The organism is Salinimonas iocasae (assembly GCF_006228385.1).
Lineage (GTDB): Bacteria > Pseudomonadota > Gammaproteobacteria > Enterobacterales > Alteromonadaceae > Alteromonas > Alteromonas iocasae.
This window is the reverse complement of the sequence record NZ_CP039853.1, coordinates 22,904-37,295: the sequence shown is the minus strand read 5'-3', so window position 1 is coordinate 37,295 and position 14,392 is coordinate 22,904. Positions and strand designations below refer to the sequence as shown.

13 protein-coding genes are annotated in these 14,392 nt (G+C 42.2%); 3 read left to right on the top strand and 10 right to left on the bottom strand.

Annotated elements, in window-relative coordinates; all coding sequences use genetic code 11:
* Window positions 1-6: 6 nt before the first annotated feature.
* The 10 genes from FBQ74_RS17355 to FBQ74_RS17310 form a co-directional block, all read right to left on the bottom strand.
* On the bottom strand, window positions 7-744 hold the full coding sequence (locus FBQ74_RS17355; RefSeq protein ID WP_139758042.1) for a hypothetical protein: 738 nt from the start codon (window positions 742-744) through the stop codon (window positions 7-9).
* Complete coding sequence (locus FBQ74_RS17350; RefSeq protein WP_139758041.1) at window positions 737-2,002, bottom strand: hypothetical protein; 1,266 nt, start codon at window positions 2,000-2,002, stop codon at window positions 737-739. Before FBQ74_RS17350 ends, FBQ74_RS17355 begins: the two co-directional genes overlap by 8 nt.
* Window positions 1,999-3,594, bottom strand: coding sequence for a hypothetical protein (locus FBQ74_RS17345; protein ID WP_139758040.1), 1,596 nt, complete (start codon window positions 3,592-3,594; stop codon window positions 1,999-2,001). Before FBQ74_RS17345 ends, FBQ74_RS17350 begins: the two co-directional genes overlap by 4 nt.
* Window positions 3,591-4,229, bottom strand: coding sequence for a hypothetical protein (locus FBQ74_RS17340; protein ID WP_139758039.1), 639 nt, complete (start codon window positions 4,227-4,229; stop codon window positions 3,591-3,593). Before FBQ74_RS17340 ends, FBQ74_RS17345 begins: the two co-directional genes overlap by 4 nt.
* Window positions 4,230-4,419: 190 nt before the next feature.
* Window positions 4,420-5,349, bottom strand: a complete 930-nt coding sequence (gene rdgC, locus FBQ74_RS17335) for a recombination-associated protein RdgC (RefSeq protein ID WP_139758038.1) — start codon at window positions 5,347-5,349, stop codon at window positions 4,420-4,422.
* 3 nt (window positions 5,350-5,352) lie between these two features.
* A complete protein-coding gene (locus FBQ74_RS17330; RefSeq protein WP_139758037.1) occupies window positions 5,353-5,844 on the bottom strand; it encodes a thermonuclease family protein in 492 nt (163 codons plus the stop codon).
* Window positions 5,837-6,601 carry an EAL domain-containing protein gene (locus tag FBQ74_RS17325; RefSeq protein WP_139758036.1) on the bottom strand — a complete coding sequence of 255 codons (765 nt, stop codon included), beginning with the start codon at window positions 6,599-6,601 and terminating at the stop codon, window positions 5,837-5,839. The genes FBQ74_RS17330 and FBQ74_RS17325 overlap by 8 nt, the downstream gene beginning before the upstream one ends.
* Window positions 6,601-7,350, bottom strand: coding sequence for a DNA/RNA non-specific endonuclease (locus FBQ74_RS17320; protein ID WP_139758035.1), 750 nt, complete (start codon window positions 7,348-7,350; stop codon window positions 6,601-6,603). The genes FBQ74_RS17325 and FBQ74_RS17320 overlap by 1 nt, the downstream gene beginning before the upstream one ends.
* A complete protein-coding gene (locus tag FBQ74_RS17315) occupies window positions 7,340-7,858 on the bottom strand; it encodes a hypothetical protein (protein WP_139758034.1) in 519 nt (172 codons plus the stop codon). Before FBQ74_RS17315 ends, FBQ74_RS17320 begins: the two co-directional genes overlap by 11 nt.
* On the bottom strand, window positions 7,855-9,051 hold the full coding sequence (locus FBQ74_RS17310; RefSeq protein WP_139758033.1) for a GGDEF domain-containing protein: 1,197 nt from the start codon (window positions 9,049-9,051) through the stop codon (window positions 7,855-7,857). Before FBQ74_RS17310 ends, FBQ74_RS17315 begins: the two co-directional genes overlap by 4 nt.
* Window positions 9,052-9,249: 198 nt before the next feature.
* Here FBQ74_RS17310 and FBQ74_RS17305 point away from each other — a divergent pair, with 198 nt between their 5' ends.
* From FBQ74_RS17305 to FBQ74_RS17290, 3 genes are all read left to right on the top strand, one after another.
* Window positions 9,250-9,825 carry a hypothetical protein gene (locus FBQ74_RS17305; protein WP_139758032.1) on the top strand — a complete coding sequence of 192 codons (576 nt, stop codon included), beginning with the start codon at window positions 9,250-9,252 and terminating at the stop codon, window positions 9,823-9,825.
* A gap of 452 nt (window positions 9,826-10,277) precedes the next feature.
* Window positions 10,278-11,594 carry a HipA domain-containing protein gene (locus FBQ74_RS17295; protein WP_139758030.1) on the top strand — a complete coding sequence of 439 codons (1,317 nt, stop codon included), beginning with the start codon at window positions 10,278-10,280 and terminating at the stop codon, window positions 11,592-11,594.
* Between the two features lie 119 nt (window positions 11,595-11,713).
* Window positions 11,714-14,359 carry a PD-(D/E)XK nuclease family protein gene (locus FBQ74_RS17290; protein WP_139758029.1) on the top strand — a complete coding sequence of 882 codons (2,646 nt, stop codon included), beginning with the start codon at window positions 11,714-11,716 and terminating at the stop codon, window positions 14,357-14,359.
* The last annotated feature ends 33 nt before the right edge of the window (window positions 14,360-14,392 follow it).

Here is a 14,392-nt window from a genome sequence, read left to right as displayed (position 1 = left end):
TATTCCTTAAATGCAGACTTTAGAGTTAGAGTTAGGCCGGCTATTTGTATCAACCAATGTCACACACCGACTATTGTCATCCAGACCTGTCACACTCATGCCTGCCACAATCACACCTTTCTGTACGGCCTTATACATTTCACCATTGATTTCTAATGTCGCTGATGAGGGGCGTCCTCTGTACCCTTGCTTATATCCTTTGAGTTGTACTATTACTTTTTCTATTTCTTGCAGCTCATCATTAGCATCAAGATGACGCGTTGCACCTGGCATCTCTTGAGTAGAGGCGATTTGATGACCATTTCGTACTGCCTCCGCTTGTTGAAGATATTTTTCTCTTTCTAAATTTTCTAAAGCCTCTTGCTTGGCCAGTGTTGCACGTGTGGTAATTTGCCGCTGCGCTCTCGTGGCCATGCGTGCTTTGAGCCACTCTTCTTCCTGCTTTGGGTTTAGTGCATATTCAAAAATCTTCGCGATTGCAGTAGCTGTCTTATAGTCAGGTGCAGTAACAAATTCAGGGTTAGCTTCTTTCTTTTCTTTTTGTGCCAAGCGGTTAACGTCAGACTCGGCACCAGAAACTTTAGAAGTGGGAACATCTTTGTTCGCAAATAGTTTCTGGATTGATTCGATATCCGCTTGCTCGGCTTTTTTGTCCGTTAAGTATCCGTAGGTGACAAAACTCAAGCCGCAACAAACTGCCGCAGCCCCATAAATAGTTTTCCGATTAAATTTTTTCTTAGGCATTGTTCTCTACTCCTGCAATTTCAATTTTAAGCGTTGCTTCCCAAGTCTTTGCATGCCGGTCACGAAGCTTCATTTCCAAATAATCGAAACTGTAGGGAAAGCCTTTCATTAGAGAGCCGATAGATTCGAGATCATCAGTAAATATTTCTGGAAAAGTGATTTCACCCTGGCTTATAAACCAATGGTCATTCCCTATCTGCTCTTTCTTTGATATGCCATAGTCAACGTCAATCCAAAGGTCATCTAAGCCCTGACTTAACCAGTTGTGCCAAGTGCCGACATGAAAGCGGGCAAAATCTGAGTACAGCTCTTTTTTGATAACATTTTTCGCAAGGTAAGCTGTTCTGCCCGAAACATTCATCTCGTATTGATTATCTTGGGCGAATTTAGCTAACTCAGAAACTTCTCCATAAACTGAATCCAATACAAAATACTGCTCAATTATCCCTTTTTTATTTTTGACGACTTTTATTTCGGTTAACGACCACCCTCTCAGTAGTTTTGCAGCGTTAGCTTGTCGATAGATGTCTCGCAATATAGGCTTTGGTGCTGCACTTCTCTTAACGTAAAAATCCTTTAGCCCTGCATATGGGGAGACTTTTTGAGTTTTATTAGCGCTTTTGACGTCAGTTTTTTCTGGGATTTCAGGCTGTATATAAAAGAACACCGCTGCAGCAAGCGCGGCGGCTAGCCCGGTTATGGCAAGAGGATTTGTCTTTTTGGATGTACGATTTAATTCTTTTTCGATTTCAACAGCTAGAATAGGCTTAATTTGCCTAATTTCACTGAAGTCTTCCTGTTTTGCCGGATCTAAAGGAAGTTGCAATTTATCTGCGACAACAACACTTTCAGCACCCTTGGGCTTAATAGCAACATTGCAATACCATGGTGCGTCATGCAGTTCATTTTGATGTAGCGCACAAAAGGCTATAAGCCTTTGAACATCAGTAGAGTCGTCAGAACTGTCGACGCCAAATTCAAACTCATCGCTAAAATTACCTTGAATTTTTGCGAAGATATAAACGCTGTCACTTTTTAAAACCACTACAACGAATGTTGGTCTCTGCACTTTGCTTAAGAGCGCGGGCCCATAAAGTTTGGCACCTTCTTCAGCACCAAAAATTACGATGTTTTCATCCGTACGGTATATTGCCCCATGAAACAATTTTTCGTTTTCTAAATTAGCGACAGCCTCTTTCAGTTCAGAGCGTCGATTAGCAGGAACATGCGCATTCTTAGTGGCTTTAAGCATATTCATAGATAAACAGCCTCAACCACCATGACAAGCTCAACATCCGTACCGCTTGATGAGCGAGTAAAACCCGAGGTTCCATTCAAAGACTTGAGTGTCTGTGTTTCTTTTACGCTGAAGCCACCGACAAGAACCGGTCTACCAGGCTTCATTTGAACGATAGCTTCAATTTCTCTATCGCTGATCTCCGGGCTTTCGACTTGATTGCCTTCCTCACCCTTTGTATCCAGTCCAAGTAGTGATGATAAGCTCGTTGAGAGTTTGACAAGTACGTCGCTGGGCCCAATATTAGGGACTGCGTACAGTACCCTGCCAGACTCAACAACTTCCTGTTCGATTGATGTGGTTGTACCTACGTCTGCAGTCTGGGCGAGCCGTCTGTCGGCTATATAACTTCTTTTTTTCACATCCGTGATTTTCATCAGTCTGTGATTAGCCGCCACACCACGCAACACCGTTTTATCAAGAATAGTGCCTTGTTCACTCAATGCCTGAAGTGCCAAATTGGTGCCAGAGGTATGAGAAAGAACAGCGCTGCCCAGGTTACCCATGCCGCCTAAAAGGCTAGTACCAGTATTAGGCTGAGTCATAATTCCAAAATCAGAATTACCTAAGACAGAATCTTTAAGTGATAAATCTAAACTGAGAGCAGTATCTTCTTTCAATTCAACTGCGACTAACGTCACATCAAGCCTTACCTGCCGCAGTTCTCTTTCTGTTTTCTCTGCAATGAATTTATCAACCTTTTGCATTTGTGATGGTAAAGCGCGAACTAGGAGAGAATTATCGCTTTCAAGTTTTTCTACTTTCGATCCGCTGTCACACAGATCATTTTGAGTCAGCTGAAATTCGATGTCTTCATTTAAGGTCTGAGCTACTGAGCTAGTACCACTTAAAGAGCCCAAAGCGCTGGCAGCACTTTGTTGGGCCTTACAGCCTAAAATTATTTCAACACCCTTTTTGAAGCTATCCAGAGGATCGAATTCGCCAGTTAAAGTGCCGTATTCCTCTCCATGCGACTTAACTGCCTCTGATGTAGCGTTTTGTGAGCTTTGGCTTTGGGAATCAAGGCTTGTTTCTCCTTTTTTACCAATTGCGAACTCATAATTTCCGGTAATAGACCTGATTGGAAATACGCGCTCTACATATTTACTAAAAATAATAGCGTTACCATTAGGCTCTACTTGGTACCCGGTTGCAGATGCCAAAGCTTCTAAGTATCCACCAATGGTTGAATGCTCGCCGGCAATTGAAACTTTCTTTTGTTCAAGAACCCCTGGTCGATATTCAACGCGTAAATCTTTGCCTTCTAAAAGCATGCTCAAAACTTGTTGTAGCTCCAAACCGTCCACAGCAACCGAAGCAAAATCGTCATACCATTTAGGTAAGCTTGCTTCCTCGGCGGTTAGTTCAGGCACGTACATCGCACTAAAACTATGTACATTAGGCAAATTATCAACATAGTCTCTTTTGCCTTTGGCGATGAGTAGCTCTTGGTTTGTATCCTCTGCCTTTTCAGTAGGAGTGGTAATCGCCGAACACGCACAAACGGATATCGCCACTCCAATAGCGGATAAGGGCTTTAGAAAATTTGTCATTTCCCAACCCCTGCAAAATACCGATGAAATTCCGCATCACCTTCATAAAACAACACGTGGATATCATTGGCGAACTGACCATATGCTACTGCACGTCTATCTACCTCATAGGCCTCTACAATCTTTTGGATAACAGCTTTTTTATTTGATTTAAGTATGCACATATCAGCAGGCACTACATGTCTGCCTACTTTTGACACTAATCCTTGATTATTGGGATAGAACTCGTCTATGAGGGCCTCAACATTCTCTACCAGCGTCCCCTTTTTGAGCATAAAACCATAAAAACGATGCTCGTTATCCACCAAGGCTCTTTCGTCTTCAGTTCTGTTTTCACACCATAGTTGTGGATCTGGTTTATAGGTAGCTTCCGGATGATTAGCTGCGCTCAAGTTATCAACTTTGTAGACCTGCTTGTTTAGGCTTGTTTGAGTTGATGTTTCCGCTTTGTCGTTAGTAATCGATGCGTGATCTACCAGGCTATTTCTTTGCCCGACCACCTGATCTGAAGGTTGACTCACAAGCGATGCATACATTTCAGATTTGCATTGCTCAACATAGTCCTGTTCAGCGCCAGCATCAGCACATGCGCTGAAGCTTATGACGCCTGCGATTGCTATTAATTTTAATTTCATCTAACGACAACTTATTGTTCCGAATTTGAAAACAATATAAACACTCAATTCGTTAGACAAAACCGGAATCCCGATTTATTGACATTATTCACAAATGCTTTATCGGCGGGGGTTGAAAGTGATTCGGTGAAAACTTTAAATAGGAAAGTGATTGGTATCTTTGTCAAAGCTACTTTGTCTACCAAGCTACTTAGACTGGTTTGTTTTGCAGTTCATCGAGCCATTGGTAAATAGAGGTAAGTTCGCTGCACATAACCTCCCAAAAAGGTTCAAGCTCTTCAACACGAGATTGAGGATCTTCTATCTCAGCAACATCTGCAATTAGGTCATCAGACAACTTAATACCTTTCAGTTGGCATGCGGACGTTAATCTAAAGGATACTCGCTGCAAGTAGCTGATAGAAAGTTCGAGACATTTCTTACCATGATTTATGAGCGTGGCAACTTCGTCTGACTGCAAGTTCTGCTTTTTCAATGTCGCCTTTGCTGACTGCTCTGACTGTAACGAAGCCGAATCTTCGAGGTCGATTTCTTCCGGTAGGGACTCATCAGGATTATATAGCCAGCTAGTAAGATGCAAATCAATTCCCTGAGTGCAAAATTCACTAACACGGAATGAGGAATAATGCTTCTGCATTAGCCCTGTGAACTTTTTAATCGTTCTGGTTGAGCTATCACTAAAAAACAGCCAACGATTATCAGTATCGATAATTATGTTGAGATAGTTTTCATCAGCTTCTTGCTCACTAAGCATCTCACCTAATACTTTATCTCTTACTTGCTGTGATTCCTGCTTAGATAACGCACTTAATTCAATATTCTTAGCTTCAGCAAGTTCACGTTTCTTTTCTGCAACACGCCGGTCTAATTTATTCTTTTTAATCTTCTTATCTTCAACGGTCAGGCTCAATAGATACCACGTACCCACCTTGTGAAAAAAACGTTCTGGATCATGATATCCAACGACACTTGAGAATCCGAATGATTCTTTCTGCGCTGGTTTTATATCTACATGTTTTAGAAGAGGCACGAATTGTTTCAGTTTGTGCTCAGTAATAGCCTCTCCATCCCCAAGTTCGTATTTGTAGGCAACTGCACTTTTTAAGAAATGACCGAACATTAGTTACCACCCGGCACAGGATTTAGCAATTTCATAATTACCGCGCCACTTGGCCCACATGCCACGGTAGTTGCAACGAGCTTCTTGCTCTGCCTCTAATAAAGCATGAGAGCGATTATGATCAGTATCAACTTGATAATACCCTTCACGAATGAGAGACAGGCTAAGAGCCTTACGGTTTACTACAATATCACCGTACATAGTCTCACCTTCAACTTCCTCGACTATTATCCCAAGCTGGTTTCCTGCTAACTTCTCCCTTAACAGTTCGCAGGCGCTTTCATTTGAGCGATTCGTTTCACACGTTTCTTCTCTGCTTTTACCAAAATCTGGACCAAGCAATTTGAGTCGCATAAGATTGCCGCTCTCCAGCTTTAGTACAACTTCACCTGGATTTTCCACATCATGTAGTTCTCCAAAAAACTCATTGCCATAGGCTGAGAGAAAAGGAATAAAACACATCGCAATCACTATCGATTTTGTCCGATTAAACAATTTTCTCTCTCCCTGGCGCCGGTAATAATCCAATGAATTCCGTCAATGGCATAGGCCTGGCGTATAAAAACCCCTGAACATTCAACACACCCCATTTTTCGAGGTCTATTACGTCGTCAGGATCTTCTACCCCTTCAACTACAAGTGATTTATTCATCGCAAGGGTCATACCTACAAGGCTTTTTACTATTGCTTCTCGCTTGACACTATCTGCACTCATAACCGACTTATCTGCTTTCAGCTTATCAAATGGAAAGTTTAATAAAGCTTCTAAACCATTACTTCCGATACCGAAGTCATCAATTGATATTGAAATCCCTAACTTCTGTATTTGGTTAAGTAAATTGGCTGTAATGTTGACTGGAGTAGTCCTCAGATACTCAGTGACCTCAATCTCAATGTTTTTAAAAGTGTTTTGACATGAATGCCTATTTTGCAAGTAGGACAGTGTTTGTTCATTGAGTTGTTCTCCATCCATATTGATCGCAACCTTACCTTTGAAGCCTGCAGAACAGAGTTTGGCAGAGATTTCTAATGCTTGGTTTATAGTCCAGTTTGTAAATTCCTGGCCTATATTTGAGCGCCTTACCATTGGTAAGAAGCGATCCGGTGTAAGAACTTCACCATTATCGCGTTTAAACCGAACCAGCAGCTCAACATCTGTAAACCTTTGCTCTTTGAGGTTGAACTGCGGCTGCAGGTACATCACCAGCTTAGTATTGTGACCAGCTCCATGGCCGAACTTCGCGCAGTTCACTATATGTCCCCGCCCACTTCGCAACCTAATCTATCATTGTTGCCGGCAGTCCATACGTGAGGAGTGAATGCAAAATCATTGTATGTTTCAGCGACCAAGTTACTCTGGCCGTTAAATATAGATTCATCAATTGTTTGCTCAATACATTGCATTGACGAAATATGAGATTGGATACTGCCTTCCCCATAGTTACCAGGGATAAGGAAGGAAGCAGTTGTTTGATGCTCACTTATATATATTTTGAAATAGTAATGCTGCTTACTATCATTGTTGTATGAGTAGCCTGCAAGTACCTTCAAAGGTCCAAGTTCCTTAGCCATTTTGATTTCGTACTTTTCCAGCTCATTCCAAACACCTTCCGAACGATTCAATGTTGGAGGCATGGGTACTCTATTGAAGCTTAAAAACCTACTTTTTATATCTGCAGATGTTATTTTTTCATTGGCCAAATGCCCATAATCCCAATGCAGACTCTTGGCTTGGGTGAGAGCTTCATTTTTTTTAAGCCCTACTTCGCTATCATAATCTCTGTATCTTGGGTTCCCCCAAGTATGAAAGGGAGAAACTTCATAAGCAGAAATAGTTATACTGCTGTTTTTGAAGTCTCTAAACGTAAGATAATCTCCCACGCACTGGCCTTTAAACTTTTCACTGACTAGGTCAGATAGTTCAGGACAGCCGGCATCAATGGCACACGCTTGGCCTGTAGCTAAGAAAACACCAAGAGCCGCTATTTCTTTAAACCCCATTTAGCAGTTCCCTCATACCCCGGGCATACCCTTTTTCGAAAAGTTCATGCGCTTGCGATTCTTCAGTGAATGGGTTTTCTATAGCATATAACTCCAACGCCGCTTCATATCCTAGATCTTTAAGCTTTTCTCCTATAGATTCAGATATCACAGAGCTGTAATGAAGTTGGTTCTCTATCTCTTTCAACCTGACGGTGAATGGCTTATCTTTTTGCAAAGGTTCAACCATTACATTCCCATCATCAGTGCGCGCCGATATATGCTTTTGTGTACATCTGATATAAAGCACATTGGGTTCATCTACATTCAAACCTTCTGTGATATAAGATTCTTCTGATCGTGTAAGGGATATTTCACCTGCTATTATTTTCTGACAGAGAATGTTTTCAGGACGTAAAGACCGTGCAGCTTTTTGTAGCTCGGTGATATCCAGAAAACCTTCAATATGTATATGATTCACGCCTGAATCTGAATAATTCTCCAATAATTTGGATATCTGCTCGATCATGATTCGCTCACAAAGTTGCTTTCTTTTGCAACGACATTGTTTCTACCGTTATGTTTTGCCTCGTACAGGAGTTCGTCGGCTCTGCTCTGCACTTTTTCAAATTTTTCATGCTGATAAGATGGAGAGGTGGCCCCAATACTTACCGTCACCTGCACTATTTGTGCTGGAGATTCCGTCGTGTTGCGATCTTCCTCAGTGCTCTTTTTTCGCTGAGCGGTATTTCTTATTCTGAATGGGTACTGTTCTATTTCTAAACGAACTTCTTCTAAATACTGCTTCGCTTCTTCAGGTGATTTGCCTGGGAACAAAAGGGTAAATTCTTCGCCCCCATACCGATAAGCCTTCCCTCCCCCGCCAATTCGATTGAATTTTTGGGCAACCATTTTGAGCACCTGATCACCTACCTCGTGACCGTGAGTGTCATTGAATTTCTTAAAGTGATCGACATCGGCCATGGCAACTGTGTAATCGGTGCCAAGGTTGGATGAATCCATGCTTAGACCTCGCCGACCTTTTATTCCTGTTAGCTCATCGTAGTAAGCCATGTTGTGCGAGTCTGCTATTTGCAGGCAGATGCACAGACATGCAAGGAAGGTTAAAGTTAGATTGGTAGCAACCAAGTGGTTGTAGATTAAGATTGTATGAGAAATAGCAATTACTGAGATGATGAAATTATTGTTTGTAGGTTTTTCCAGCATTCGATAAATGCAGTACATAATAACTGCGCTGTAGATAACCAGTTCAATTAACTGTCTTTTTGAGCTTAGGAAGTGTTCTATTGCCATACCGATAAGCATCCAGACCACGGTCATGAAAGCGAGCAATAAAAAGCCATCAAATATGCCTTTGATGGTCACACTTCTATCCTTTCCTTTTAAAGTAATTGCTAGAGCCATGACCATCCCAGTTACCAAGCTAATTTGGTATATGTCTGTAAACAGAAGCGATGGCTTAATAAACAATATGACTTGGCTTAGTAATAGGTAAAGAGCCGCATTGAGGATTCGCTGCTGGTTTAACTTTAAAGATAACGCTACGGCTCCCAAAGTTGCAGCGACTGGTAGCCACGGCAACGTTGCAAGTGGCTGCACTAACGCTGGTGGGGAATTAAGGTAAACTCCCCCTCCAATCAGGATAATTACAAGAAGCGAGAACTTTGTTATCGCGCTTTGTATATCTTTGTTTAAGTACATCTTGAATCTGACTCAACTGCTCTACAACTTTCGATGGGTCAGACCCTACCCTGTTTGAATTTGAACGTAACGCGATTTCCCGATTTATTAACATTATCTCGTTTTACTTTAAGTCAAAGCTCAGTACTGTTGCAGCCTCGGAACAGATAGAGTAAGTAGGTTATCAAAATCACTTCTTCAGGATTAAATAGCAAGCAATTGAAGGAGCTTGCAGGACAAGGAAAAGTCTCCCAGCTCATAGCCATAGGGAACCGGGATACTGGCTGGCTCATAAGTGTTACATTTCGTGATGATATTTGGTTCCTACAAGCAGCCGGCACGAACTCACCGCGAGTGATTAAAACTGAGCTCGCGCTTTACAAATTAATAAAAAAGGTAGGTTGTGCAGCTACACTTACTGACTTGGAATTTACAATGAAAAATACTGCTACCGATATGGCTGCAATGTTTGCAGTCGCTCAATTGAACTTGGACGCAAATAATCTCTCATTACTGTCAAAAGACGTCGTCATGCTTTACACAAATTCAATAATGGAAAAATGCGATTTACGCGTATCTGAAGATGACTTAATCAGCGCTATAAAAGAGTACATTGTTGATACAGCCCTGTTCACTTCCAAATTGAACACGCAATGTCTAAGCGCAGGAAACTCCGAAGTAAAGCCTCTTAGCCTGCTTTGGACTCATCTGCATAGCCTGGGAAATATTCATTCTGCCTACCAGAACCAGGTAGAAAGTGTTTTGGCTAATTTGAAAAGTGAACATCTGCAGTAGATATGTATGAAAGAGTCTAACGGGAAGCCAGTAGGGCTGTTGAACGAAGATCCATCTCCGGAGTCTCGCCACATCGTAAATTATCTTCAATGTATTGGAGATTTCTGTCGGCGTTACCGTAATCTGCAAGATGAAAACACACGATCTCGGGAGAACTTCGCTAAGATTGTGCTTCAACCGTATTTAGGAACTGTTCCGGCCAGAACTACGCTTGAGAGATGCGAGCAAGGCTCTGCAGCGACTAATTGGGGGACCGTCGCTTCATACATTTATGAAATGGGTGCTTTCCCCGATCTCATAAAAGTTCTTTCCCAAGGCCAGGCACCAACCCTACGAATAATGCAACTCATACAGAAACAACAAAAAGACGCTTTAAGTGAGTCAAAGCATAGAGCCACCTCCTCGTTAAATGGATCCGACGAAAAAGAGCGCTTGGTCAGGGCTTTGCGTAAATGAAAAATTTCATACATGTTCACCGCTGGAGTAACAGCATTCAAGACTATCAATATGTCGGTCACCTGTTATATGAAAACGAGCTTACTGGGGGAGCTGTTTCATTTTTTTATGACCGTGATTACATCAATGCTGGTGGTCCTTCATTAGAGCCTAGAAACCTGGCAACAAACAAAAATCATGGTAAGCATGTCGTAACAGCTGGAAATGGGGTTTTGCCATTATATTTCCAACAATTTTTGCCGGGAGCGTACGGGCAGGTAATGTTGAAAAATGAGTTTGCGCACTTTGAACGATTAAACCAGTTCCAGAAGCTATCTATTTGTGCAGAGCTGTTTGGTGACCATATTGCTATACGACTAAATGCACAAAACAATCAAAGTAATCTCAGTGCTGACTCCCATACAGATCTGACTAAGCTGACACTTGCTATTCAAGAATCAAAGCCTGGTAACCTACGAAGTCCCATTGGCTCAGATAAGTTGTCTGCGACGTGTTCACTGCCAGGAAGCCGCAGCAAAATTGAATATACATCCACTGAGGATGGACAGCGATACGTTTTAAAACCAAATGCATCTAGCCAATTCAATGAAAGTCAGGTTCGTCACTTCGTGCATCTAATGGAAGCAAAGGCTGGAATAGACTCTGCCCCAATAAAAATGCTTAGCCTTCATGAAGGAGGTATTGAAGTCGCTTTGCAAAAGAACTTTAAACATCACTTTGAAATGGCTGATGGCAGTGCGTTATTGCTTAAATTTAATTCCGTCAGTTTTGATGTTTTGCATGGGGAAAACTCTTTGCTATCGCCCTCCCCTGCTTTCAGTTACAAAGATGCAGCTGCTATAGTCGATACCTATAGCGTATCGCCTCAGGAAGACAAGGAGCAGTTGCTTTTAAGGGCGCTTTTCAGTGCTGCCATCAATCACACGACAAATGGCCTAGACAACTTAAACCTAGTTGACCTGGGGTCTAATCATTGGCGCCTGGCGCCAGCTTACAATACCCTTCCGAATCCTCTTCAAGAATCGACATTCGCTTTAAGGTTCAGTGATCATCAAGTATCCCGGATGCACTTTGATTTGAATGATAGTTTTGCTGTTGATTTGGCTTTATCTATGAATTTACAACCTGGGTCTGGTAGTTCAGCGCTAGACAAAGTAAATACTGCTTTGGCTAACAGGCCTGAGCTATATGAACAAGCGAATATCGATTCCTCTACTCAATCAGTAATTGAGTTGGCAATTGGCTCAGGAAAAGGCATTTATACTTATTCACACCCTCAAGACACTGAACAACTATCGCCTGGAATGCGGTGAATCCACCGGTAGAGTTGGGTACCTGAAAGCAAAGTCTATGAGTACTTCCCACTAATTTGCGCAGCATTTAGCGACAATTACATTCGTCTTAAATCAAAGTATTTAGATGAGATATCGTAATGAATGCACCTGACTTTTACCAACCTGGCCTTTTGACTATTACACCTAACACTCGGCTTAGAGACGCTGTAATTGCAAAGGCTACTGATGCAAAAATTTTAGAAGAGGGCGTACAATCCGTTAAAGTCCCTTCAGTGCTGTCATTGGCTGATTATATCGAAAAGGCATGGAGCAACCTTCAATCGCAAGATTTCCAAAAAGCTACCAACTGCGCATTATTGAGTGACACCACTTTGTTTTATCGGTGGGTAGATGTAATTCGTAAAGATAAAAATATCGAGACAATTCTTAATCCAACTGAACTTGCTAACCAAGCTGTTGCTGCCAACAAGAGACTGGCACAGTGGTGTGTGGGTAGCTTTGATGCAGACTCGGCGGAATCAGAAGTGTTTAAGAATTGGCAAAAGGAGGTAAAGCGCTCCACTTACGGAGTAGTTTCTACTGAAGAAGCGCTGCTCATAATCATAGAAGCGATTGAAAGTGGCGTTTTAGCTGCTCCGGAATGTGTTTGCGTATTTTCGTTTGACGATCTGCCACCTCTCCATGAAAAGTTATTCCAGGCCTTTGCGAAACATTCGGATGTCTTCCACAGTGACTTTTCAGATATAAATCAAGCGAAACCCTTTTCGCTGAGTAACTATGATGATGATGAACAACTATCGAATATGGCCAAATGGGCCCATCACGCTCACTTACAAGATCCTAAAGCACGAATAGCTATCGTAGTACCCGACTTACCTGCAAAACGTGAAGCTATTGTAAGTGCTTTAAATGAAGTTTTTGAACCGCAGGTGATATTGCCTAATGTTCCCAGTTACACCCAGCCTTATAACATAACTGCTGGTACACCTCTTTCCAGTCAGCCACTGATAAAAACGGCCTTAAGAATTCTTCGCACTGGACTAGAGGAAGTTGCAGCAGAAGAAATTTTTAAAATTGTTAACTCTCCTTTTATCGCTCATTCAATAATCGAAAGAAGCAGACGCGCCCGGTTTGATTTACAACTTAGAGAGAGGGGAAACACTACATATTCTTTGCTGAATTTGACCGGAGACCCAGCTTGCCCTCGAAAACTTTCTTATGCCATTGGCAGGTTTGCTAATACACTGAATAACCGGAGTAGCGCTACTTCATTAGCTCAATGGTTAACGTTGTTCGATGACTCTCTTGAAGCGATCGGCTGGCCTGGGGAACGCAACCTTAACTCCGAGGAGTTTCAAGCGCTGAAGCAGTTCAAGGAGCTGCTTTTAGAGCTCAGTGGCAATTTTACGTTTGAGGCTGATATTTCAGTTGATGATGCTTTGTTTTATTTACTAACAGCTTGCAATAACACTTTATATTCGCCTGAAACAAAAGAAACGCCTATTCAGGTTATGGGGTTACTCGAAGCTGCCGGTCTTCGGTTTGACAAGATGCTTGTGCTAGATATGAATATGGGTACCGTCCCAGCTAAAGCTTCTCCAAATACTTTTTTACCACTGCAGCTACAGATTGACCACAAAATGCCTCATGCAGATGCTAATCGTGAACTTTCATTTTTTGAATCCATTTTGAGTAGATACAGTAGAAACTGTACAGAAATTATTTACTCGTACTGCCAATATCAACATGAATCTGAGTTAACGCCGAGTTATTTTGTTTCTGGAGACGTTGCACCAGTAGAATGGTTCAACGCGCCTTCAATTGACTATCAGTCATACCTCCTTCACCGAATACCGGTGCAGACCGAATTTGATGACCCGGCTCCAATAGATACTTCCAGAAAGGCCCGGGGGGGTGTCTCAATTCTGCAGAAAGAGACTTTATGTCCTTTTATGAACTTCATGGACAACAGGCTGCGCGTAAAAGATTTCCCCAAGGTTAGAGATGGACTGAGCGCCTCTGTAAGAGGCCAGTTACTCCACGACATTATGGCTCGCATCTGGAAAGTTCTAAGGGCTCAGGCAGACCTACTCGAATTAAATGAAGAGCAACAGCACCGCCTTGTATCACAAAAGATAGATGAATCATTTATAGCCTTAAGAGGCCGTCATGATATTGATGAAAGTTTGTTAAAAATGGAAAAATCCAGTTTTAATCTTATCGTTAACCAGTGGCTAGATTTTGAGAAAACACGACCGCCATTTATGGTTGAAGCTATTGAGGAGGACCGAACAGTCATACTTGGCGACAAACTACGCAACGAGGATAAAGAAAGCGCTGGCTCGGGCAGTATCTCAATTTCTATACGACTTGACCGGATAGACTGTGTACAGGATGAAAAAAAACAGTTCACCTCTAAAGTTCCAATTGATTATAAGTCTGGCAGTTTATCAATGAAGATTTCACCTACTGCCTTACGCGATGTGCAACTTCCGCTTGCAGCTATTTCAGAGCCCTCTGATGTCTGTGGAGTGGCCTATGCGGGTATCAAAAAGAATGCAATCAAAATGCTTGGAGTGAGTGACGGCACAGATGTGGGCAAGGGGGTGGTACCCACTGAAAAAGCGAGATTAAGCCTTTCAAGTGACTTCAAAGAGGCACTGGACCATTGGAAGAGCCAGCTGAATCTCATAGCTAAGCGCTTTATTGCCGGTGCAGCACAGGTCACCCCTAGTACAGATGCTTGTAGATATTGTAAGAAAAATATCATTTGCCGTAGCTAACACGATGTAAAATGGCGCCCAGCTTTAGTCTTA

Excerpts from the sequence above, each read along its gene's own strand:
- rdgC (WP_139758038.1), bottom strand. The coding sequence starts at position 5,349 with ATGTTCGGTCATTTCTTAAAAAGTGCAGTTGCCTACAAATACGAACTT.
- FBQ74_RS17315 (WP_139758034.1), bottom strand. The coding sequence starts at position 7,858 with ATGATCGAGCAGATATCCAAATTATTGGAGAATTATTCAGATTCAGGC.
- FBQ74_RS17340 (WP_139758039.1), bottom strand. The coding sequence starts at position 4,229 with ATGAAATTAAAATTAATAGCAATCGCAGGCGTCATAAGCTTCAGCGCA.
- FBQ74_RS17350 (WP_139758041.1), bottom strand. The coding sequence starts at position 2,002 with ATGAATATGCTTAAAGCCACTAAGAATGCGCATGTTCCTGCTAATCGA.
- FBQ74_RS17320 (WP_139758035.1), bottom strand. The coding sequence starts at position 7,350 with ATGGGGTTTAAAGAAATAGCGGCTCTTGGTGTTTTCTTAGCTACAGGC.
- FBQ74_RS17295 (WP_139758030.1), top strand. The coding sequence starts at position 10,278 with ATGAAAAATTTCATACATGTTCACCGCTGGAGTAACAGCATTCAAGAC.
- FBQ74_RS17310 (WP_139758033.1), bottom strand. The coding sequence starts at position 9,051 with ATGTACTTAAACAAAGATATACAAAGCGCGATAACAAAGTTCTCGCTT.
- FBQ74_RS17355 (WP_139758042.1), bottom strand. The coding sequence starts at position 744 with ATGCCTAAGAAAAAATTTAATCGGAAAACTATTTATGGGGCTGCGGCA.
- FBQ74_RS17345 (WP_139758040.1), bottom strand. The coding sequence starts at position 3,594 with ATGACAAATTTTCTAAAGCCCTTATCCGCTATTGGAGTGGCGATATCC.
- FBQ74_RS17290 (WP_139758029.1), top strand. The coding sequence starts at position 11,714 with ATGAATGCACCTGACTTTTACCAACCTGGCCTTTTGACTATTACACCT.